We start from the raw sequence: 18,096 nt of genomic DNA on the forward strand, positions 1-18,096 counted from the left end.
CAGGTGGTGCGGGGTTCACTGTTTAGCGCAGGTTGAAGGGGTGGGCGTCGGAGTGATTACTGCCGACGAGGGTGTGCAGGTAGTACGCACCGGCCGGCACCGGCTGGCGGTCCTTGCACGCATTCGGGGCGCTCGTCGTGCGGGACCACTGGGCTTCGTAATACACCTCGGCGCCGGCGGCGAAGGTGCGGGTGCGGGAATCCTCCGGCGGGTTACAGTCCACATCCGACCACACCCGGCGGTTGCTGTGCATGTCGTACACCTCGAAGCGCAGCACATCCTTGCCGAGGTCGATGGTGCAGTCGGCGGCGGTGGGGTTTTTCACCGTCATGTAGAACGTCGGCTGGGTCGACTCGTCGTAGCTCGGCCGGTCCGAGTTCGCGGTGATGACCAGGTCCTCCAGGGCGCAGGTCTTCTTCGCCGGCGCGGCCGGCGGGGTGCTGCTCGTGGTGGTGGGTTCCGCGGGCGCGGTCGTCACCTCGGAGGCCTGCACGTCCTCCGATTGGGCGGCCGCGGGCCGGGTGCTCGTCACGGCGGCGGCCTCCGGGGCGGGCTCTTCCTCGCCGCCGGTGAACAGACTGATGATGCCGACGATGAGGAGCACCAGGAGCACGAGCACCACGGCGGCCGCCATGCGGCGGCGCCGGTAGTACACCTCCGGCGGCAGGGGTGCGCGAGTAGTCACGGGTTGTCCTCTCTCGTTGAACTTCTCAGATCCCGAGGCTGGCGACGGGCTCCGCCATGCCATCAGACAGGCGGTAGCGCACACCCACCACCCCGAGCTCGCCCTTGGACACCTTGGCCTTGATCTCCGGGGAGCGGCTGAGCACCATGTCGACGGTTTCGGCGACGTGGTAGGCCTCAAACTCGGCGGTGGTGGTGCAGCCTGCGGCGCGGGCCTCCAGGATCGAGGGGCTCACCTTCTCGATGAGGACCCGCTGGTATCCGCCGGGGATTTCATGCCCGTCGAGGGCAGCCTGGGTGGCGGCGACCGCGCCGCAGGACTCGTGGCCCATGATGACGATGAGCGGCACGTGGAGGGACTCCACCGCGTACTCGAGCGAACCCATGACCGCCAGGTCGGTGATTTCACCGGCGGTGCGGATGACGAACACGTCGCCCAAACCCTGGTCGAAGATCATCTCCACCGGCACCCGGGAGTCACTGCACGCCAGCACCGCCGCGATGGGGTCCTGCCCCTGGGTGAGCTGGGAGCGGCGCCCCTGATCCTGGTTGGGGCGTTCCTCCTGGAAGTGCATGAAGCGCTCGTTGCCCTCCTGGAGGCTGCGCCACACGGCCTGCGGGGTTCGTTCAATAGCCATGCCCCCTATTGTGCACCACGGGGGAAGAAAAACTCATGCGCCCACGCGGTACTTTTCACCCCCTGTGGGGGCCAGCCGTAGAGTAGCCGCATGCACCGCGCCGAACTCGTCCGCGCCCTGGGGGCGTGGTTTGCCGCCCACGCCCGCGACTTGCCGTGGCGGGCCCCCGACACCACCGCCTACGGGGTGCTCGTCAGCGAAGTGATGAGCCAGCAAACCCCCGTCGCCCGCGTGGCGGAGCCGTGGCGGCAGTGGGTGGCGCGCTGGCCGACGCCGCGCGCCCTGGCGGAGGCCCCCACCGCACACGTGCTGCGCGCCTGGGGCACGCTGGGCTACCCGCGGCGGGCCCTGCGACTGCAGGAGGCGGCCCGCGCGATCGTCGACCGCCACGACGGGGTGGTGCCCCGGGATATTGATGAGTTGACTGCCCTGCCGGGGGTGGGGGCGTATACGGCAGCGGCGGTGGCGTGCTTCCACTACAAGCAGCACATCCCCGCCATCGATACGAATGTGCGCCGGGTGGCGCACCGGTATTTCTCCGCCCAGTTCCTCACTCCCCCACCCCGGGTCGCCGATAAGACGCTCGTCGCCCGGTTCATGCCGACACGCGAGGATCCGGCCGATGTGCGGGCGCTGGCCGCCACCGTGCCGCTCGCACTCATGGAGCTCGGGGCCCTGGTGTGCCAGGCGCGGGCCGCCCACTGCGACGCCTGCCCGCTGGCACCGGGGTGCGCGTGGGTGGCGGCCGGGAAACCCGCCCCCACCGCAGAGCAGCTGCGCAGCAAGCGGGTGCAGAAGTTCACCGGCACGGACCGGCAGTGCCGGGGCCGCATCATGGCCGCCCTGCGCGCCGCACCCCAGGGGGTGACCCTGGCAGAGGTGGCCTGGGAGAATGAGGCGCAGAAACAACAGTGCGCGGAATCGCTCGTCGCCGACGGGCTCGCCCGCGCCGAGGGTGCCCGGCTGCTGCTGCCCTAGCGCAGCGGCTTGTCGAAGTCGATGAGCCGGCCCAACGCCCAATCCTTGTCAGTGAGCATGCGGCTGACAGCCAGGCCGGCGCTGATGTAGACGACGATGAGGGCGGCCGTCGTCGCCTGCGCCAACGCCCCATCAATGTCATGCTGGTTGAGCGCATACGTCGCCTGATACATCGCCGCCCCCGGCACCATAATCACCGCCGCCGGCACCGTCATCGTGATCCGCGGCAGGCGGGCCGGACGCGCAATCGCCGCCGCAATGAGCCCGATGAGTACACCCGCAGCAAACGCCGCCAGCTGCGGCGGCCACCCCCACACCCCACTCATGACCAGGCGCACGAGGTTCGCCACACACCCCACCGAGGCGGCAATGAGGATCATCCGCTTCGAGGAGTTGAACAGGAACGCGAAGCCGCCGATGCCCAGCAGGCTGGCCAGTGCCGCACCCCACCACGGCAGGCTCGTCGTCACCGCCGGCAGCGGCGACATCCCCGTCACCATGCCGAAGACGCTAACCACCAGCGTCGCCGCCGTCATGATGACCAGCGCGTAGGTGAGCCGCGACAGGCCCGCCGAAATATCGAAGCGCGCCAAGTCCAGCATCGCGCTGTACAGGGGGAAACCAGGGATGACGAAGAGCACCGCCGCCACATAGCCGGGCGCCAGGTCCAGCGTCGTGGCGCACAGGTAGTACACCAGGCACGCCACCAACGTGGCCGCCCCCACCGCGCCCGGGGTGACGAAGTGCTTGCGGATGAGCAGGCCGCGCACGCACTGGCCGCAGACGGCGGCGAGGAACACGGCGGCAGCCTCCGCGAGGGGATAGTGGTTGAGGATCGCGAACGCCGCGCACGCAAACCCCGCCGCCAGGCACACGATGGGCAGCGGCCAGCGGTGCGTCACCAGCGTCTCAATGTCGTCGAGTTTCTTCGTCAACTCGCCCACCGTGATCGGCTGGTGCAGGGAGTGGGAAAGATCCTCGAGCGCTTCAATGCGGGAGGCATCCACCGTGGGGTTGTGGTGGTTCGCCACCACCGTGCGGAAGCGTTTCCCCCGGTGGAAAGTGCAGGTGATGGTGTTAACGGTGACGACCGCGTCGAGGCGGGTGAACCCCAGTGCGCGGGCCGCGCGCTTCATCGCCCGCATGACCCGGTACCCGGAGGTGCCGGCCCCCATGAGCAGCAGGCCCAGCCGCAGCACGGCGTCGGCTTCGACGCCCATCTGCAGCTGGGCGGTGTGGTCGTCGGGTGCGGTGGTGTCACTGGGTGCCACGACAAAGGGGCCTTTCTTCACGCCGAAGGGTGTCCTTCAGGCTTAGCACCACTGCGCGGGCGGCGTCCACAGGCAAAAACCCCGCACACCACGGCTGTGGCGTGCGGGGTTAATGGGCGGGGGTGGGCTTAGCGCCAGCGGCCGCGGAAGGTGAACCCGCCGGGCAGGCGGACCCACAGCCCGCCGCGGGAGTTGAACGTCACCGGGCCGATGCGGGTGGAGCCGCTCACCCCGGACTTGGAGACGTTAATCCACGAGTTCTTGCCGACCTTCTTGCGCTTGCGGTAGCTGAAGCCTTCGAGCGGGGACCGTGACATCGAGCTCTCCCGGCTTAGCGCTCGTCGGCGGCTTCGTCGGACTCGGCGATCGCGTTGTCGATCTCGAGCTCTTCCGCGGTGGCGGTTTCCGGCACCTCGACGTCGGCAGCGTCGGCGACGTCGCGGATGGCTTCCGCGACCTCGTGGGAGACGTCGGAGATCTCCGGCAGGGGGCGCGGCTTCGGGGTGAAGGTGTAGCCGGCCTCGTTGTCGGGGTCGATGTCGACGACGACGATTTCACCGGCACCGATTTCACCGAAGAGGATCTTCTCACTCATGGTGTCTTCGATGTCGCGCTGGATGGTGCGGCGCAGCGGGCGGGCACCGAGCACCGGGTCGAAGCCGCGCTTCGCCAGGCGGTTCTTGGCGGCCTCGGTGACCTCCAGGCCCATGTCCTTGGCGCGCAGCGCCTTCTCCAGGCGACCGAGCAGCAGGTCGACCATCTCGACGATCTGCTCCTGGGTGAGCTGGTGGAAGACCACCACGTCATCGATACGGTTCAAGAACTCGGGGCGGAAGTGCTTCTTCAGCTCGTCGTGCACCTTGTTCTTCATGCGCTCGTAGCGGCCCTGTTCGTCGGACTCGCCGACGCCGGAGAAGCCCATGCCCACGGCCTTGGAGATGTCCTGGGTGCCGAGGTTGGAGGTGAAGATCATGACGGTGTTCTTGAAGTCCACGACGCGACCCTGGCCGTCGGTGAGGCGGCCTTCCTCCAGCACCTGCAGGAGGGTGTTGTAGATCTCCTTGTGGGCTTTTTCGATCTCGTCGAAGAGGATGACGCTGAACGGCTTGCGGCGCACCTTCTCGGTGAGCTGGCCGCCCTCCTCGTAGCCGACGTACCCGGGGGGCGCGCCGAAGAGGCGGGAGGCGGTGAAGCGGTCGTGGAACTCGCCCATGTCGATCTGGATGAGGGAATCCTCGTCGCCGAAGAGGAACTCGGCGAGCGCCTTCGACAGCTCCGTCTTACCGACACCGGAGGGGCCGGCGAAGATGAAGGAGCCGGAGGGGCGCTTCGGGTCCTTCAGGCCGGCGCGGGTGCGGCGAATCGCCCGGGACACAGCCTTGACAGCGTCGTCCTGGCCGATGATGCGCTTGTGGAGCTCCTCCTCCATGTGCAGCAGGCGGGAGGACTCTTCCTGCGTCAGCTTGAACACCGGGATGCCAGTCCAGGCGCCCAGCACCTCAGCGATCTGCTCCTCGCCGACCTCGGCGATGTCCTCCAGTTCGCCGTTGCGCCACGCTTCCTCCTTCTCCTTGCGCTTCTCGCCCAAGGTGCGCTCCTTGTCGCGCAGGGAGGCAGCGAGCTCGAAGTCCTGGGCGTCGATCGCGGCTTCCTTCTGGCGGCGCACGTCAGCGATCTCATCGTCGACAGCGCGCACGGACGCCGGTGCCGTCAGCCGCTTGATGCGCATCCGCGCACCCGCCTCATCAATGAGGTCGACGGCCTTATCCGGCAGGAAACGGTCGTTGATGTAGCGGTCCGACAGGTTCGCGGCGGCCGCCAACGCCCCATCGGTAATCGACACGCGGTGGTGCGCCTCGTAGCGGTCGCGCAGGCCCTTCAAGATCTCGATCGTCATGTCGACGCTCGGTTCCGGCACCGTCACCGGCTGGAAACGACGCTCCAGGGCGGCGTCCTTCTCGATGTGCTTGCGGTACTCATCCAGGGTGGTCGCACCAATGGTCTGCAGCTCGCCACGCGCCAGCTTCGGCTTGAGCAAGGAGGCCGCATCGATCGCGCCCTCCGCGGCACCCGCGCCGACGAGGGTGTGAATCTCGTCGATGAACAGGATGATGTCGCCGCGCTGGTTAATCTCCTTGAGCACCTTCTTCAGACGCTCCTCGAAGTCACCGCGGTAGCGGGAACCCGCCACCAGGGAGCCGAGGTCGAGGGAGTACAGCTGCTTATCGCGCAGCGTCTCCGGCACCTTGCCGTTGACAATGTCGAGGGCCAGGCCCTCGACGACGGCAGTCTTACCCACACCGGGCTCACCGATGAGCACCGGGTTGTTCTTCGTGCGGCGCGACAGCACCTGCATGAGGCGCTCGATTTCGTTCTCGCGTCCCACCACCGGGTCCAGCTTGCCGTCCTTGGCAGCCTGAGTGAGGTTGCGGCCGAACTGGTCGAGCACGAGCGAATTGGAACGCTCGCCCACGCCACCCTGGCCGCCGGAACGGGAACCCGCGCCGACGGGGTCGCCGCCACGCTCCGCGGGCTCGCCCTCGCCGCCCTCGTACCCGGACAGCAGCTCCACGACCTGGGCGCGCACGCGCTTCAAGTCGGCGCCGAGCTTCACCAACACCTGGGCGGCCACGCCCTCGCCCTCACGGATGAGGCCGAGGAGCAGGAACTCGGTGCCGATGTACTTGTGGCCCATCTGCAGGCCCTCCCGCAGGGAGAGCTCCAGGACCTTCTTGGCACGGGGAGTAAAAGGAATGTGGCCCTGCGGCGGCGTGGTGCCGTGGCCGATAATGTCCTCGACCTCCTGGCGGACGGCCGACAGGCTAATGCCCATGGACTCCAATGCCTTCGCGGCCACACCCTCACCCTCGGCGATGAGGCCGAGGAGGATGTGCTCCGTGCCGATGTAATTGTGGTTGAGGTTGCGAGCCTCTTCCTGCGCCAGCACGATAACGCGTCGCGCCCGGTCGGTAAACCGCTCAAACATGGCGTCCCCTCACATACGTTGGTCTAGTTTTTATTGCTCTCACCCTAACGCGCCCACGAAGCGAATAGTCCCCGCGCGGCAGGCTTTCCGCCCCCAGGTTGAGCCACAGGCACGCAACCACACCACAAACCCGCAGGCCACAGCCACTTCACAGGCGGCGAAAGCCCCTGTACGCCGGTAGCGAACAGGGGCCAGAATCCGCCCACACCCCTACCCCCGGGGCGCGCGGGCGTCAGAAGTGCGTGGCGTTCTCCGTGACACGGCGGGAGCCGCTAGGCCGGATCTGAGCTTCCTGCACTGGATCCATTGTTCACAAGGTTCACGACCACAACGACAAGCCCGATCATTGCCGCCACCATTGCATAAGAGATCTGGCCGGGCTCATTGCCAATGAGACGGCGCGCCCCTGGATCGCTGACGGCAACAGCATGCGCTGGGGCAGCGATGGCCGGCGGGGACACCGCTTGAGGAACCCCCAGGGAGAGGGCAACGGCAAGCGCAACGGCGGCCTTGCGGGCATACAAGCGTCTGACCATGACTACTCCTTCACCAATGTCATCACGGTACCACTCAGTCGACGATCGCAACCTCACACCGACCCACGAATGGGCCCATATTTGGGCGGTGCACAGCTGACGCTAGCTGGGTTTTTCCGAACCCGGGGGACTGCCCAGACGAATGGCGCCAGGCAGGGGCCATCCGAAGCCCTACGCCCGCGGTCACTTTCGACCCACAACACCAGCGCCCTGCATGCATCGCGAACAGGCAGGATCCCACGGTGTCGTACGGGAGCGGATGACGGCCTAGCCCCCTAGCTGACCGCAGTACTTAGCTTTGTCCACAATCTGGGCAATCCGTCGATTGAGAACTGCTGTCGCGTATTCGACTTCCTCGGGTGTCTGAGGGAGATGGACTATCGTTCTGCGACCAAAGAGGGTCAACACAGCCAACTCGTCCGAGTCATGGACCCGTGAGAACTCCTCCAGAATGTTCCGAACAAATACATCTCTCCGAATCCACGCTTCAGCCCCCTCCGGCGTCATCGGACGCTCCGGGAGGAAGAATCGTGGAGTCAAGACCGAATATCCATCCGGGCATTCGTCGGCTATGTACGCCAGGTCCCACGCTACTGCTAAGGCGCGGAAGACATCGGTAGTTGTCGGAAAACCGTCGGCTTCATGCGGGACGTTGCCTGACGCTGGCGGCTCCGGAAGGCGTGGAATGGATACGGGGTCACTCGGCGGCTCAGATCCCGAGGAGTCCTCATCATCGATCGGCTCCGGGCCTAAGGACTCCGTCGTCGGAGGCGACTCCTCCTCCGCGTCTGCGATGGTCCAGCACATCGGATTGCCGTAGACAGGCATGACTTTCCACTCCCCTCCCCTTTCGAGACCGAAGAAGAAGGCCTTCGCAGTGAACGTCGCCGACGCCACGAAGCTGAAGCCGAGGGTCACACACTGCTCAATCTTCAGGTCTTTGATCTTGGCGTGCAGCTTCGCGATGAGCTCACCCCTGACACCGAGTTCGAGGCCTACTGCGGCTTTCAGCTCCTTGATTTTGTTGCCAATGAACAGGTCGGCGCCGGCGCTGGCATGCAGCTGGAGTTCCGCCTGACTCTCCTGCGTGAACTCGGGATCACCGTCACCAAGGTGGAAGTCGCTCGTGAAACGGCCGGTGCCGAGAGACATACTGAAGGGCTTTGTCTGCGTGACCTTGAAGTGATTGTCTACCGCTTGGACACTGCCGAACTTGAAGCGGGGGTTGAACGTGCCCGTGATCGGGCCGGCGATAAACAGAGGAGGGTAGACCCCCAGTGCATCATCGGCGGTCTTGCAGGTGAAGCCTGTGCTGCCCTTCGCCCGGATTTCTGCCTCGCTATGGAGGGCACCGCTGAACTTGATGCCCTTGTCACGGCCGACGAGGTTCGCGTCCACACTGGCATTGCGGAACCCCACCGAAACGCCGAGGCGGATCTTGATGTTGTCGTGGTCGCATTCCACCACCTTGGGGTCGAGCGTCTTGAGTCCCCCGCCGCGAAGCCGATTGTCGTAGCGGGGCGGAACGATGGGCTCAAGGTTGTCCGGGATGTCGACGTGGACGCTGAACTCGTCGTAGGCATCGTCGAGGGTGACCGGCTCGGTCGTGATGGTGGCGAGGCCGCCGGTGGCGTCAATGGCGACGATGCGCCCGAGGACACCGTGGGGCTGGGACTCACTGACTTCGCCGACGTAGATGTCGCCAACTTTCGGCACGGGCTTGCTGCCCAGCACCAGCTTGGACACCTGCCGTTCCCCGAGCATGCCCTGGACTGCGGTGACGCGCTCCGGGGAGGCGACGTAGGTGTCCTTCTTCGGGGTGATGACGTTGCGGTTGAGGCCCGGGTAGACCTCCTTGCCGCCCTGCGGGGTGTCTTTCGGCGGTGACGGCTTCGTGCTGGGCTTGGCGTCCTGCGGCGTATCCTTCGGCGGCTTCGCGCCGGGCGTGCCGCCGCCGGAGGAGCCGGACGAGGAGCCGCCACCCATGATGGCGATGAAGAAACCGATGAGGGCGACGACGCCGAGGGCGATCGCGCCGATGATCTGCTCCGGGGCGAAACGCCCGAAGGGGGTGTCGATGCCGGGGTCGGCGATGGAGTCGAAGTCGCCGAACCCGAAGCCGCCGACCGTGGCGAAGCCCCCGGGGGACTCGCCGGCGCCGAGGTCGAGGGCGTCCGCCTCCGCGGCGGAGACCACCTGCGCGATGGGTGGGATGGGGTCGGCCTGGGCTGGCGGGGTGCCGGCCAGGGTGGCGCCCAGGGACAGTGCGACGGCGAGGGCCACCGCAGCTGTGGGCGCGCCACGATGAGGACACATGGGTGCTCCTGATGTAGCTGGATTGTCGTGAACTGTCACGCTCAACCACTCCCAGGAGCACGGGAAAACTCCGTGTGACAGAGCTAGACAACCCTCACGCTAGCCAGGTACTTTTCCGCAGCCAAGTAGCTGCGCTCTTCGTGCACCCGCGCCGAGGGGCAACCACTCGAGTGCCCCCAGCCTCTCCCCCTTGAACAGGGGCCGAGGTGCTTAGCTGGAGAACTTGTCCCGTTCCCCGCGCAGCCCGTTCCACACCCAGTCGATCGGCAGGCGCAGCACGGCGAGGAGGAAGCCTGCCACCATGATCGGGGCCATGAGGATCCCCTGCAGGGTGTCTTCCCGCCGCGCGGAGGCGACGTCCTCGTCGGTGATGGGCGCGAGCGGGCAGGGGTAGTCGTAGCCGAAGTCTTTGGCCACAATGGGCTTCCCCTTCCACTCCTCCTGGCAGGCTTCGACGTCGGCCTGGGTGGTCACGCCGTAGTGGAGGATGGTGCGGCGGCGGCGATGGTCGCGCCAGCGCTGCTCCTGGGCGGCCTGGTTCTCCGGGGAGTCGGGGTCGTTGCCGACGGCGGCGGAAGCGCCGGCGCGGATGCCGCTGCTCAGCTGGTCGAGGGAGGGCATGCGGAATTCCGTGTCCTCGGCGGCGGCCGCGGGCATGCAGCCCAGGGTCATGCTGACGGCCACAAGGCCGGCGAGGGTGGCACGGGTACGGGTCATCATTGCGGTAGGCCCCTTCGTCTCGATGGGTAGGAGATGTGCTTCTATCCTCGCCGTCGTGTGCGGTGTCGCTTCTGTTACAGCAGCGGCCTAACATGAGGAAATGCTCAAACTAGCGTTTCGTGTTCTCGCGGGCCTCCTGGCCGCCGCCGGCGCCACCACGGTTGTGCTCTCCGGGGTGCGTGCCGCCACCACCGAGTGCGAGGAATGGCCCGCCTTCACCAGTGTGGGGGCCAAGGTGCTCACCCAGTACTCCTATTTCACCCTGTGGTCCGCCATCGTCGGCGTCATCGTCGCCGCGGCCTATGCGGCGGGCTTCGCCCGCACCCAGACGACGTGGGCGCGGGTCGCCCGCCTTGAGGCGGCCATGATGCTCATCGTGACGGGGTTGGTGTACAACCTCATCATTGCCGACGGCACTGCGAAGCAGGGGGTCGATGCGGTGACGAACGCGATGCACCACCTCGTGCTGCCGGTGGCCCTGCCGGCGCTGTGGGTGCTGAGCATGCCGCAGCGCTCCACGAGGGACATCACGTGGGGCGTGATCGGGCGGGCGTTGATCCTGCCGACGGTGTGGGTGGCGTGGTGTCTGGCCCGGGGTGCGGCGACGGGGTTCTACCCCTACGACTTCCTCAACGCCGCCACCCTGGGCTACCCGACAGCCCTGCGCAATATTGCCGGCGTGTATGTGTTGTTCTTTGTGCTCACAGGCCTGCTCAGCGGGGTGGAGCGCCTCCTGCAGCGTCCGCGCCACACCCAGGGCGCACCCCGATAAAAGGGACGCACCCGCACCCCGGGAGTGTGTCCGGGGTGCGGGTGCTCGTGGCGATCACCGCAGGCGCGCGGTGTCGCAGTGGCTGTGAACCAGCGGCGGGTTACTGCTTCGGCTCGGGCTTGACCATCGGGAACAGCACAGTTTCCCGGATGCCCAGGCCGGTGAGTGCCATGAGGAGGCGGTCGATACCCATGCCGCAGCCTGCGGTCGGCGGCATGCCCTGTTCCATGGCGGTGAGGAAGTCCTCGTCCAGCACCATGGCCTCGTCGTCGCCGCCGGCGGCGAGACGGGCCTGGTCTTCGAAACGCTCCCGCTGGATGACGGGGTCAACGAGTTCGGAGTAGCCGGTCGCGAGCTCGAATCCGCGCACGTAGAGGTCCCACTTTTCGGTGACGCCGGGGGTGCTGCGGTGCTGGCGGGTCAGCGGGGAGGTCTCCACGGGGAAGTCACGGACGAAGATCGGCCCGTAGAGCTGGTCGGAGCACAGGTGCTCCCAGATCTCTTCGACGAGCTTGCCGTGGCCCCAGCCACCCTTGGCCGGCACCTCGAGACCAATGACCTCGGCGAGTGCCTTGAGCTCCTCGACGGTGCTGTCGATGGTGACCTCCGGCTGGCCGGGGAACTTCTTCTGCAGCGCCTCATTGAGAGAGGGGTACATTTCGATCGTTTCCCACTCGCCGCCGAGGTCGTATTCGGTGCCGTCGGCGAGGGTGACGGTGGTGGAGCCGAACACGTCGAGCGCGACCTGCTGGATGAGGTTCTTGATCAGCTCGGCGCCGTCGTCGTAGGTGCCCCACGCCTGGTAGGTCTCCAGCATGGCGAACTCGGGGCTGTGGGAGGAGTCCACGCCCTCGTTGCGGAAGTTGCGGTTGACCTCGAAGACGCGCTCAATGCCGCCGACGACGCAGCGCTTGAGGTAGAGCTCCGGGGCGATGCGCAGGTAAAGGTCGATGTCGAGGGCGTTGGAGTGCGTCTGGAAGGGGCGTGCCGCAGCACCGCCGTGGAGGGTCTGCAGCATCGGGGTCTCAACCTCGACGAAGTCCTGCGATTCCAGGTAGTTGCGCAGGGCACGCATGACCTTGATGCGGGTCATGGCGTTGGTGCGGGCCTGTTCCCGCATGATGAGGTCGGTGTAGCGGTGGCGGATGCGGGTGTCTTCGCTCATGTCCTTGTGCGCCACCGGCAGGGGGCGCAGCGCCTTCGACGCCATCGCCCAGGAGGTCGCCATGACGGACAGTTCGCCGCGGCGGGAGGCGATGACGCGGCCGCGCACGGACACGAAGTCACCGAGGTCGACGTCCTGCTTCCAGGCGGCGAGGCGCTCCTCGCCAACCTCGGCGAGCGACAGCATGGCCTGCACCTGGGTGCCGTTGCCCTCCTGGAGGGTGGCGAAGCACAGCTTGCCGGTGTTGCGGACGAAGATGACGCGGCCGGCGATTGCCACCTCGTCGGTGGTTTCCTCGCCGACCTCCAGGACGCGGGCGCCCGCGGGGGCGACCGGGGCCTCCTCCCCGTCCGCAGCCGGCTTGTTCACGGAGTACTGCGCCCGCAAGTCGCTCAAGGAGATGGTGCGGTCGACGACGACGGGGTAGGCCTGCTCACCCTGCTCCAGCAGGCGGGCGCGCTTCTCGCGGCGGATGCGGAGCTGCTCGGGGACGTCCATGGTGTTCTTCTGCTCAGTCACAGCACACCAGAGTAGTTCACCGGGGGGCAAAAACCCACGCCGGGGCCAGCAGCGCCCGGCGCGCCCCACAGCCGCCGCGCGCACGCACGGGGTGCGTGGCGTGGGGGTTAGTCCTCCAGGAGGGCGGGGAGCTTTTCCGACCAGGCGACGGAGTCCCGCACGCCCTGGGCGATGGACAGTTCGGTCTCCCACTCGAGCAGCTCGTTGGCTTTGGCCGTGCGGGTGGCGCAGCCGGGGACGTCGCCGGGGCGGGGCGGGGCGGTCGCCACATCGAGTTCGACACCCATGGCTTCGTTGAAGCCGGCGACGAACTCGAAGACTGTGGTGCCGAGGCCGGTGCCGAGGTTGATGACGTCGTAGTTGGGTTTCGTCGCCTGCGCCATGACGCGGTCGAAGTGGTGCAGGGCGGCGACGTGGGCGCGGGCCAGGTCCCACACGTGGATGTAGTCGCGCAGGCCGGAGCCGTCGCGGGTGGGCCAGTCCACACCGGTGACGGTGAAGGTCTGGCCGGAGTGGAGGGCCTCAATCATCTTGCCGAGCACGTGGGTGGGGTGCGGGTCCTGCAGGCCGGTGCGGAGCTGCGGGTCGGCGCCGATGGGGTTGAAGTAGCGCAGCGCCAGCATCTGCATCGCGCCGGTGTTGGCGTAGTCGGCGAGGACGCGCTCGAGCATGAACTTGGAGGCCGAGTAGGGGGAGTTGGGCTCGAGGGCGGAGGTCTCATCGACCATGAAGTCCGCGTCGGGGGCGTACATCGACGCCGTGGAGCTCAGGATGAACTTCCCGACGCCGTGCTCGTGGAGCTTGTTCAGCAGCACCATCGGCTTGGCGACGTTGTTGTCGTAGTACATGATCGGCTCGGCCACGGATTCGGGCACGACGATCTTGGCGGCGCAGTGGATGACGGCCTCGATGTCCGGGTGGTCGGTGAGGAGGCGTTCGAGGAGAGCCTCGTCGGCGATGTCGCCTTCGTAGAAGTCGAAGCGCTCGCCGAAGGCCCGCAGGCCCCGGGAGAGGTCGTCGAGGATGACGACGTCGATGCCGTTGTCGGCGCAGCAGGATGCGATCGTGGAGCCGATGTAGCCGGCACCGCCGGTGATGAGAACCTTCAAGACTTTTCCTTACATCCTTGAGCAACAGTCATAGGGGGCTTCTCGGGCGGGGTGTGTCCCCGCCGAGGGCGCTCGGGGTGAGGGCACTCGCCCATCTTTTTCTAGACCCTAGCACCGTCCCCCACGCCGCACCCGGGACTTCCAGCACGCGCACCCCGCCCGCGCCAGGCACGTCCCCCCGCACCCCCGCACCAAGAGCAACCCCCGTCACAGCCGCCGCACGGTACCCCCACCGCGGCGGTCGGCGGGGGCGCAGACACAGACGCGCCGCAACCGGGCACCCCAGAGCCATGGGGTGCAGCTGGTCGCGGCGCGAGAAGGCGAGCTGCTTAGCGGATCAGCCAGTCGTTGGGGCTGAAGAGTTCGTAGTACACAGCCGCCGGCTGGGCGTCGGCGGGCAGGGCCGCGATCTGCTCGCGGACGTTCTGCAGGAAGCCTGTGCCGCCGCAGAGGTACACCTCCGCCCCGGCGAGGGTGCTGGCGCAGCCGCCACCGCAGCCGCACCCTGCCCCCAGCTCGAGGCGGCCGCCGTCGGCGCGGTAGATGTTGGCTCCCTTGGCGTGGGCGAGCTGCTCAAGGGCGGCGGCGCGGTGGGCGGCCAGGGCGTCGTGCTCCGCGTCCGCGTCCACGTGCCAGGAGGTCACGGTGCGGGGCGACTGTTCGGCCGCGAGGTGGTTGAGGATTCCCAGCATCGGGGTGACGCCGATACCGCTGGAGATGAGCACGATATCGCGGTTACTGTCGGCCCGGAGCACCAGGTCACCGGCCGGGAGGGTGGCGTCGACGGTGGAGCCGATCTCCGCCGCGGCGAGGTAGCTGGACACCTCGCCGGTGACATCCAGGGCGAGCTGCCAGGTGGTGGCGTCGCCGCCGATGATGGAGTACTGGCGGAGCTGGCGCGCCCCGTCGGGCAGGCGCACACCGATGGAGGTGTACTGGCCGGGCAGCGGCTCCGCGAGGCCACCGGTGATGGTGAGCGCGATGGCACCGCCGGGCAGTTCTTCCCGGTGAGTGAGGGTAGCGGTGCGGAACACGTCTCCTTCGGCCACGCCTGCGGAGGCGTACAAGGAGGCCTCGTACTCGATGAGGCAGTCGGCCATGATCCAGTACACCTCGTCCCAGGCGGCGGCGACCTCCGGGGTGATGGCCTCCCCGAGGACTTCGACGATGGCGGCGAAGAGGTTGTCGTGGACGATCTGGTACTGGTCGCGGGTAATGCCGAGGGAGACGTGCTTGTGACCGATGCGGGCGAGCATCTCCAGCGGGTCGGGGGCGTCCGGGTCGACGAGCATGGTGGCAAACACCGCGATGGAGGCCGCGAGTGCCTTCTGCTGGTCGCCGTCCTTCTGGTTGCCGCGGTTGAACAGGTCGCTGATGAGCTCGGGGTGCTTGCCGAACATCGTGCGGTAGAACACCGGGGTGATGTCGTTGATGTTGGCGCCGATGACGGGCAGGGTGTCGCGGACGATCTGCTCGTGTTCGGGGGTGAGTCGGCGGCGGGTGTCAGGGGTGTGGGTGACGTACACGTCGGTCTCCTTGTCTGGTGTGTGGGCTGGGTGCGCGCAGGGATACCTGCGCGGCAGGAGGAGGTGTGTACCCACCACCCTAGTTAAAGTCGCATCAAAAATGCATCTTTTCGCGGCACCTTTTCCCGCAGGTCACCCCCAGTTCCGCCAAAAGTTGCACCCACCCCTCCGCCGAAGCATCAACAGCACAGCCGCTACCCCACCAGGCCCAGCACCCGGCGCGCCCCACCCCCACGGGCTACGCGGCGCCGCCGACGCGCGGAGTGCCCAGGAACGCCGACCCCGCCGGCTGCACACTCGCCACCAGATCCGCAATCGTCGTCGTATCCAACGTCGCGAAAAACGCCTCCTGCGCCTGGGCAAGCTTGTGCTCCAGGAGGCACTCCATCGACGCGAACGGGCAGCGCGGCTCAAAACAATCCACGAGCGGCTCCACCCCCTCCAGTTCCCGCAACACATCCCCCAACCGCGCTGCATAGGCTTTCTCCGCGAGCACGACACCACCGCCGCGGCCACGAGTATTCGTCACCAACCCCATCTCCCCGAGGCGGGCCACCACCTTGGCCACATGATTCGCCGGGGCCTGGATATCTTCACTCAGCTGCTTAATGGTGCGGCGAGGCCGCTCGCCTACCCCGCAGACCATGATGATGCGCAGACCTAAGTCGGAAAACCGCGTGACGTGCACGAACTTCCTCCTTCTCCCAGCGCGGCGACGCTGACACCCCGGGGAACATGTCTCCTGGTCAGCCTGCGTGAAGGTGCCCGACCGCTGCGGCGACACACCCTCGCATGTCCATCCAACCACGGACCCCACCGAACAAGCGACCCCGTGCACACCCACCACCCGACGGTGACTGTGAACATCTTCACTTTTTGTTGTTAGCCCTCAAGCACCTCACTTAAGGTGAAGAAAAATCCTCGTCACAGCCAACACGCCAGTGACGCCTGAGAGCAACCTTCGCGCAGTGCCCTGACCATGTCGGCACGGGCACCACCACGCGCGGCCCCGCCCGGGGCTGTCGCTCCGGCAGCTCTTCCCCCTCGCGCAACTCACAGACAAGGACATTCGAGTCTCATTATGTTGTCTTCATCCCTGTCGTGGCTCCACGTCAACGTCCTCGGCCGAGTCTTCGCCTTGATCTACGGCATCGGCTCCCTGGTGCTCAGTTCCCTGGGCATCGGCCTCGACATGCACCGGAACCACGAGGTCGAAATCACCACCGTTGATTCTCTCGGCTTGCCCTACCAAGCCTGTGAAGTCACGAGCCCGTTCCCACCGCCGGTCACCGATATGGCTGAGCACACGAACTTCGATGGCACGCGTTCCTATCCCAACCCGGACCACCTGACCGGGGAGCAGACCATCACGCTCAAGTGCCACATCCCCCTCACGTTCGAGTATCGCGAACTGCAGCGCACGATCCACATCAACGACGATGGCACCGCCAAGGTGACACTCACCGTGGACCCGTGGTCCGAGTAGGACCACCCACCAGCCCTCGCTGAGGCAACCAGTCTCGCCATTTTTCGCCGGGGTCCACACCCCCGCACAGCACGTACCCGCCGATCGGAAACATCCCGTCGGCGGGTACGTGTCTGTGTGTGGGGACAGCGCGCTTAGCCGTTGTCTGAGGGGTCTGGGCGGACGCCAATACCGAAGGGCACGAACGCGACATCCCGATGAGCGCCCAGGTAGCCGAAGATGCAGCCCTCCCCCACTGCGGGCGCATCGCCCAGCTGAAGATCCGTCGCCCGGAACGTCGCCGCAGGAGCAACGCGGGCGGCGAAATCGAGGCAGGCCTGGGGGCCGTCCTCAGCGACGAGGGCGCAGCCCGCAAGCGCCGCACTCAACGCGATCGCGTCCTCCCCCGGGGTGTCCCCGGGGGCCACACTGCCGACGGGCACCCCGTCGGGGCGGCGCACAATCGGCACCCGCAGTACCGTCACCTCACCCCCGAAATCATGAGCGGCGCGCTGCGCCTGCCACAGGGCCGGGTACTCCGACTCGCACACCGCAAGCAGCGTCGCCCGGGTGAGTCCCACCACCCGCAGCAGCCGCGCCGCGGACGCGGCCGCATCCTCGAAGCCGGGCAGCGGCACGAGCGCAGTGCTGCCGGTGGCCAGTTCCTCCGGGCTGAGGTGGAAGACGACGTCGACGCCGAGATCAGCGCACTGCCGCACCACGTCGCTGTCGGTCGTCACCACGGCCCGCAGCACCCCCGGGCGGCGGCATGCCTCCACCGCGGCGGCGAGCTGCGCGCCGGACATCCCGGGCGCCACGACAGCCAGGGGGCGGGCGGTTTTGCCAAAGGCGTGCGCGGCCTGGCGGACGCGCTCGTAGCCGGTGAAGACGGTGGCGTTGCCGGGCTGAAAACTCATTGGTCGATACTCCTGAAGGGGCGTGTCGTCGCATCCAGCTGCGCGGCGGCCGCCGCCAGCTGGTCTTGGAGGTGGGTGTAGGTCGCGAGCGCCGCAAGGAAGTCGCCGCGGCGCGCATCGGGGACCTCGTGGGCGACTGTTGGCAGCAGCAATTCCGCCACCACCCGGGCAATGTCGCTGCCGAGGGTCACCACCCAGGGACCGGACTCCCAGGGGCGTTCGCCGGCGGTGTCACTGTCCCAGGGGAAGCGGTGCACGATGATCTGTACGTCCCCCGGCGGCAGTGCGGCCAGCCGGGCGCGGCGGTCGGTGCACAGCACGATCTGTGCGCCCACGTCCACCCCGGGCTCGTTGACATCGGCCAACACGAGGATCTCCGCTGTGCCGGCGGCCTCCTGGTGCCCGCTGCTGCGCAGGAACGCGGCAAGCGCGTCCGCGTCGGCGCTGTGGCCGCGCTGGGCGAACGTCGTCAGGTGCATGGTGTTCCTTCGCGT

16 protein-coding genes are annotated in these 18,096 nt (G+C 67.2%); 3 read left to right on the plus strand and 13 right to left on the minus strand.

From position 1 onward, the window contains the following. Positions 1-22 precede the first annotated feature (22 nt). Complete coding sequence (locus C1Y63_RS05840; RefSeq protein ID WP_233195600.1) at positions 23-634, minus strand: hypothetical protein; 612 nt, start codon at positions 632-634, stop codon at positions 23-25. A 76-nt stretch (positions 635-710) separates the two neighbouring features. Then, a complete protein-coding gene (locus tag C1Y63_RS05845) occupies positions 711-1,322 on the minus strand; it encodes a carbonic anhydrase (RefSeq protein WP_106015535.1) in 612 nt (203 codons plus the stop codon). A 90-nt stretch (positions 1,323-1,412) separates the two neighbouring features. Between C1Y63_RS05845 and C1Y63_RS05850 the strand changes: the two genes are divergently transcribed. After that, the gene (locus C1Y63_RS05850; RefSeq protein WP_106015536.1) at positions 1,413-2,300 is read left to right on the plus strand and encodes an A/G-specific adenine glycosylase; all 888 of its coding nucleotides are present in this window, start codon (positions 1,413-1,415) and stop codon (positions 2,298-2,300) included. Here the strand turns inward: C1Y63_RS05850 and C1Y63_RS05855 are convergent. The 5 genes from C1Y63_RS05855 to C1Y63_RS05875 all read right to left on the minus strand — a co-directional run bounded on the left by C1Y63_RS05855 (position 2,297) and on the right by C1Y63_RS05875 (position 10,129). Next, positions 2,297-3,520, minus strand: coding sequence for a threonine/serine exporter ThrE family protein (locus C1Y63_RS05855; protein ID WP_106015566.1), 1,224 nt, complete (start codon positions 3,518-3,520; stop codon positions 2,297-2,299). The two genes, C1Y63_RS05850 and C1Y63_RS05855, sit on opposite strands and share 4 nt — an antisense overlap. A 179-nt stretch (positions 3,521-3,699) precedes the next feature. Then, the gene (locus C1Y63_RS05860) at positions 3,700-3,888 is read right to left on the minus strand and encodes a DUF4236 domain-containing protein (RefSeq protein WP_106015537.1); all 189 of its coding nucleotides are present in this window, start codon (positions 3,886-3,888) and stop codon (positions 3,700-3,702) included. 14 nt (positions 3,889-3,902) lie between these two features. Beyond that, a complete protein-coding gene (locus C1Y63_RS05865) occupies positions 3,903-6,557 on the minus strand; it encodes an ATP-dependent Clp protease ATP-binding subunit (protein WP_106015538.1) in 2,655 nt (884 codons plus the stop codon). Positions 6,558-7,360: 803 nt separating this feature from the next. After that, entirely contained in the window at positions 7,361-9,409 is a 2,049-nt protein-coding gene (locus C1Y63_RS05870; RefSeq protein ID WP_146128876.1) for a hypothetical protein, read from the minus strand. Positions 9,410-9,619: 210 nt separating this feature from the next. Beyond that, a complete protein-coding gene (locus C1Y63_RS05875; protein WP_106015540.1) occupies positions 9,620-10,129 on the minus strand; it encodes a hypothetical protein in 510 nt (169 codons plus the stop codon). A 100-nt stretch (positions 10,130-10,229) separates the two neighbouring features. On the opposite strand from C1Y63_RS05875, the gene C1Y63_RS05880 reads away from it, so the two are divergent. Continuing rightward, positions 10,230-10,901, plus strand: a complete 672-nt coding sequence (locus C1Y63_RS05880; RefSeq protein WP_106015541.1) for a Pr6Pr family membrane protein — start codon at positions 10,230-10,232, stop codon at positions 10,899-10,901. Between the two features lie 100 nt (positions 10,902-11,001). On the opposite strand, the gene lysS is transcribed toward C1Y63_RS05880, so the two are convergent. The 4 genes from lysS to C1Y63_RS05900 all read right to left on the minus strand — a co-directional run bounded on the left by lysS (position 11,002) and on the right by C1Y63_RS05900 (position 15,908). Next, a complete protein-coding gene (lysS, locus tag C1Y63_RS05885) occupies positions 11,002-12,564 on the minus strand; it encodes a lysine--tRNA ligase (RefSeq protein ID WP_106015567.1) in 1,563 nt (520 codons plus the stop codon). Positions 12,565-12,692: 128 nt separating this feature from the next. Continuing rightward, positions 12,693-13,694, minus strand: a complete 1,002-nt coding sequence (galE, locus tag C1Y63_RS05890) for a UDP-glucose 4-epimerase GalE (RefSeq protein WP_106015542.1) — start codon at positions 13,692-13,694, stop codon at positions 12,693-12,695. 329 nt (positions 13,695-14,023) lie between these two features. Beyond that, positions 14,024-15,220: a globin domain-containing protein gene (locus tag C1Y63_RS05895; RefSeq protein ID WP_106015543.1), complete on the minus strand. Its 1,197-nt coding sequence runs from the start codon at positions 15,218-15,220 to the stop codon at positions 14,024-14,026. A 238-nt stretch (positions 15,221-15,458) separates the two neighbouring features. Then, the gene (locus C1Y63_RS05900; protein WP_106015544.1) at positions 15,459-15,908 is read right to left on the minus strand and encodes an Rrf2 family transcriptional regulator; all 450 of its coding nucleotides are present in this window, start codon (positions 15,906-15,908) and stop codon (positions 15,459-15,461) included. 393 nt (positions 15,909-16,301) lie between these two features. Here C1Y63_RS05900 and C1Y63_RS05905 point away from each other — a divergent pair, with 393 nt between their 5' ends. Beyond that, positions 16,302-16,706: a hypothetical protein gene (locus tag C1Y63_RS05905; protein WP_106015545.1), complete on the plus strand. Its 405-nt coding sequence runs from the start codon at positions 16,302-16,304 to the stop codon at positions 16,704-16,706. A gap of 134 nt (positions 16,707-16,840) precedes the next feature. On the opposite strand, the gene C1Y63_RS05910 is transcribed toward C1Y63_RS05905, so the two are convergent. Both C1Y63_RS05910 and C1Y63_RS05915 read right to left on the minus strand, forming a co-directional pair. Then, positions 16,841-17,602, minus strand: a complete 762-nt coding sequence (locus tag C1Y63_RS05910; RefSeq protein WP_106015546.1) for a hypothetical protein — start codon at positions 17,600-17,602, stop codon at positions 16,841-16,843. Beyond that, positions 17,599-18,081: a hypothetical protein gene (locus tag C1Y63_RS05915; RefSeq protein ID WP_106015547.1), complete on the minus strand. Its 483-nt coding sequence runs from the start codon at positions 18,079-18,081 to the stop codon at positions 17,599-17,601. The genes C1Y63_RS05910 and C1Y63_RS05915 overlap by 4 nt, the downstream gene beginning before the upstream one ends. Positions 18,082-18,096: the final 15 nt, after the last annotated feature.

Source organism: Corynebacterium sp. 13CS0277 (assembly GCF_002994655.1).
In the GTDB taxonomy this organism is placed as follows: domain Bacteria; phylum Actinomycetota; class Actinomycetes; order Mycobacteriales; family Mycobacteriaceae; genus Corynebacterium.

Coding starts and splice junctions, on each gene's coding strand:
- C1Y63_RS05840 (WP_233195600.1), bottom strand. CDS start 634: ATGGCGGCCGCCGTGGTGCTCGTGCTCCTGGTGCTCCTCATCGTCGGC.
- C1Y63_RS05845 (WP_106015535.1), bottom strand. CDS start 1,322: ATGGCTATTGAACGAACCCCGCAGGCCGTGTGGCGCAGCCTCCAGGAG.
- C1Y63_RS05850 (WP_106015536.1), top strand. CDS start 1,413: ATGCACCGCGCCGAACTCGTCCGCGCCCTGGGGGCGTGGTTTGCCGCC.
- C1Y63_RS05855 (WP_106015566.1), bottom strand. CDS start 3,520: ATGGGCGTCGAAGCCGACGCCGTGCTGCGGCTGGGCCTGCTGCTCATG.
- C1Y63_RS05860 (WP_106015537.1), bottom strand. CDS start 3,888: ATGTCACGGTCCCCGCTCGAAGGCTTCAGCTACCGCAAGCGCAAGAAG.
- C1Y63_RS05865 (WP_106015538.1), bottom strand. CDS start 6,557: ATGTTTGAGCGGTTTACCGACCGGGCGCGACGCGTTATCGTGCTGGCG.
- C1Y63_RS05870 (WP_146128876.1), bottom strand. CDS start 9,409: ATGTGTCCTCATCGTGGCGCGCCCACAGCTGCGGTGGCCCTCGCCGTC.
- C1Y63_RS05875 (WP_106015540.1), bottom strand. CDS start 10,129: ATGATGACCCGTACCCGTGCCACCCTCGCCGGCCTTGTGGCCGTCAGC.
- C1Y63_RS05880 (WP_106015541.1), top strand. CDS start 10,230: ATGCTCAAACTAGCGTTTCGTGTTCTCGCGGGCCTCCTGGCCGCCGCC.
- lysS (WP_106015567.1), bottom strand. CDS start 12,564: ATGGACGTCCCCGAGCAGCTCCGCATCCGCCGCGAGAAGCGCGCCCGC.
- C1Y63_RS05905 (WP_106015545.1), top strand. CDS start 16,302: ATGTTGTCTTCATCCCTGTCGTGGCTCCACGTCAACGTCCTCGGCCGA.
- C1Y63_RS05910 (WP_106015546.1), bottom strand. CDS start 17,602: ATGAGTTTTCAGCCCGGCAACGCCACCGTCTTCACCGGCTACGAGCGC.
- C1Y63_RS05915 (WP_106015547.1), bottom strand. CDS start 18,081: ATGCACCTGACGACGTTCGCCCAGCGCGGCCACAGCGCCGACGCGGAC.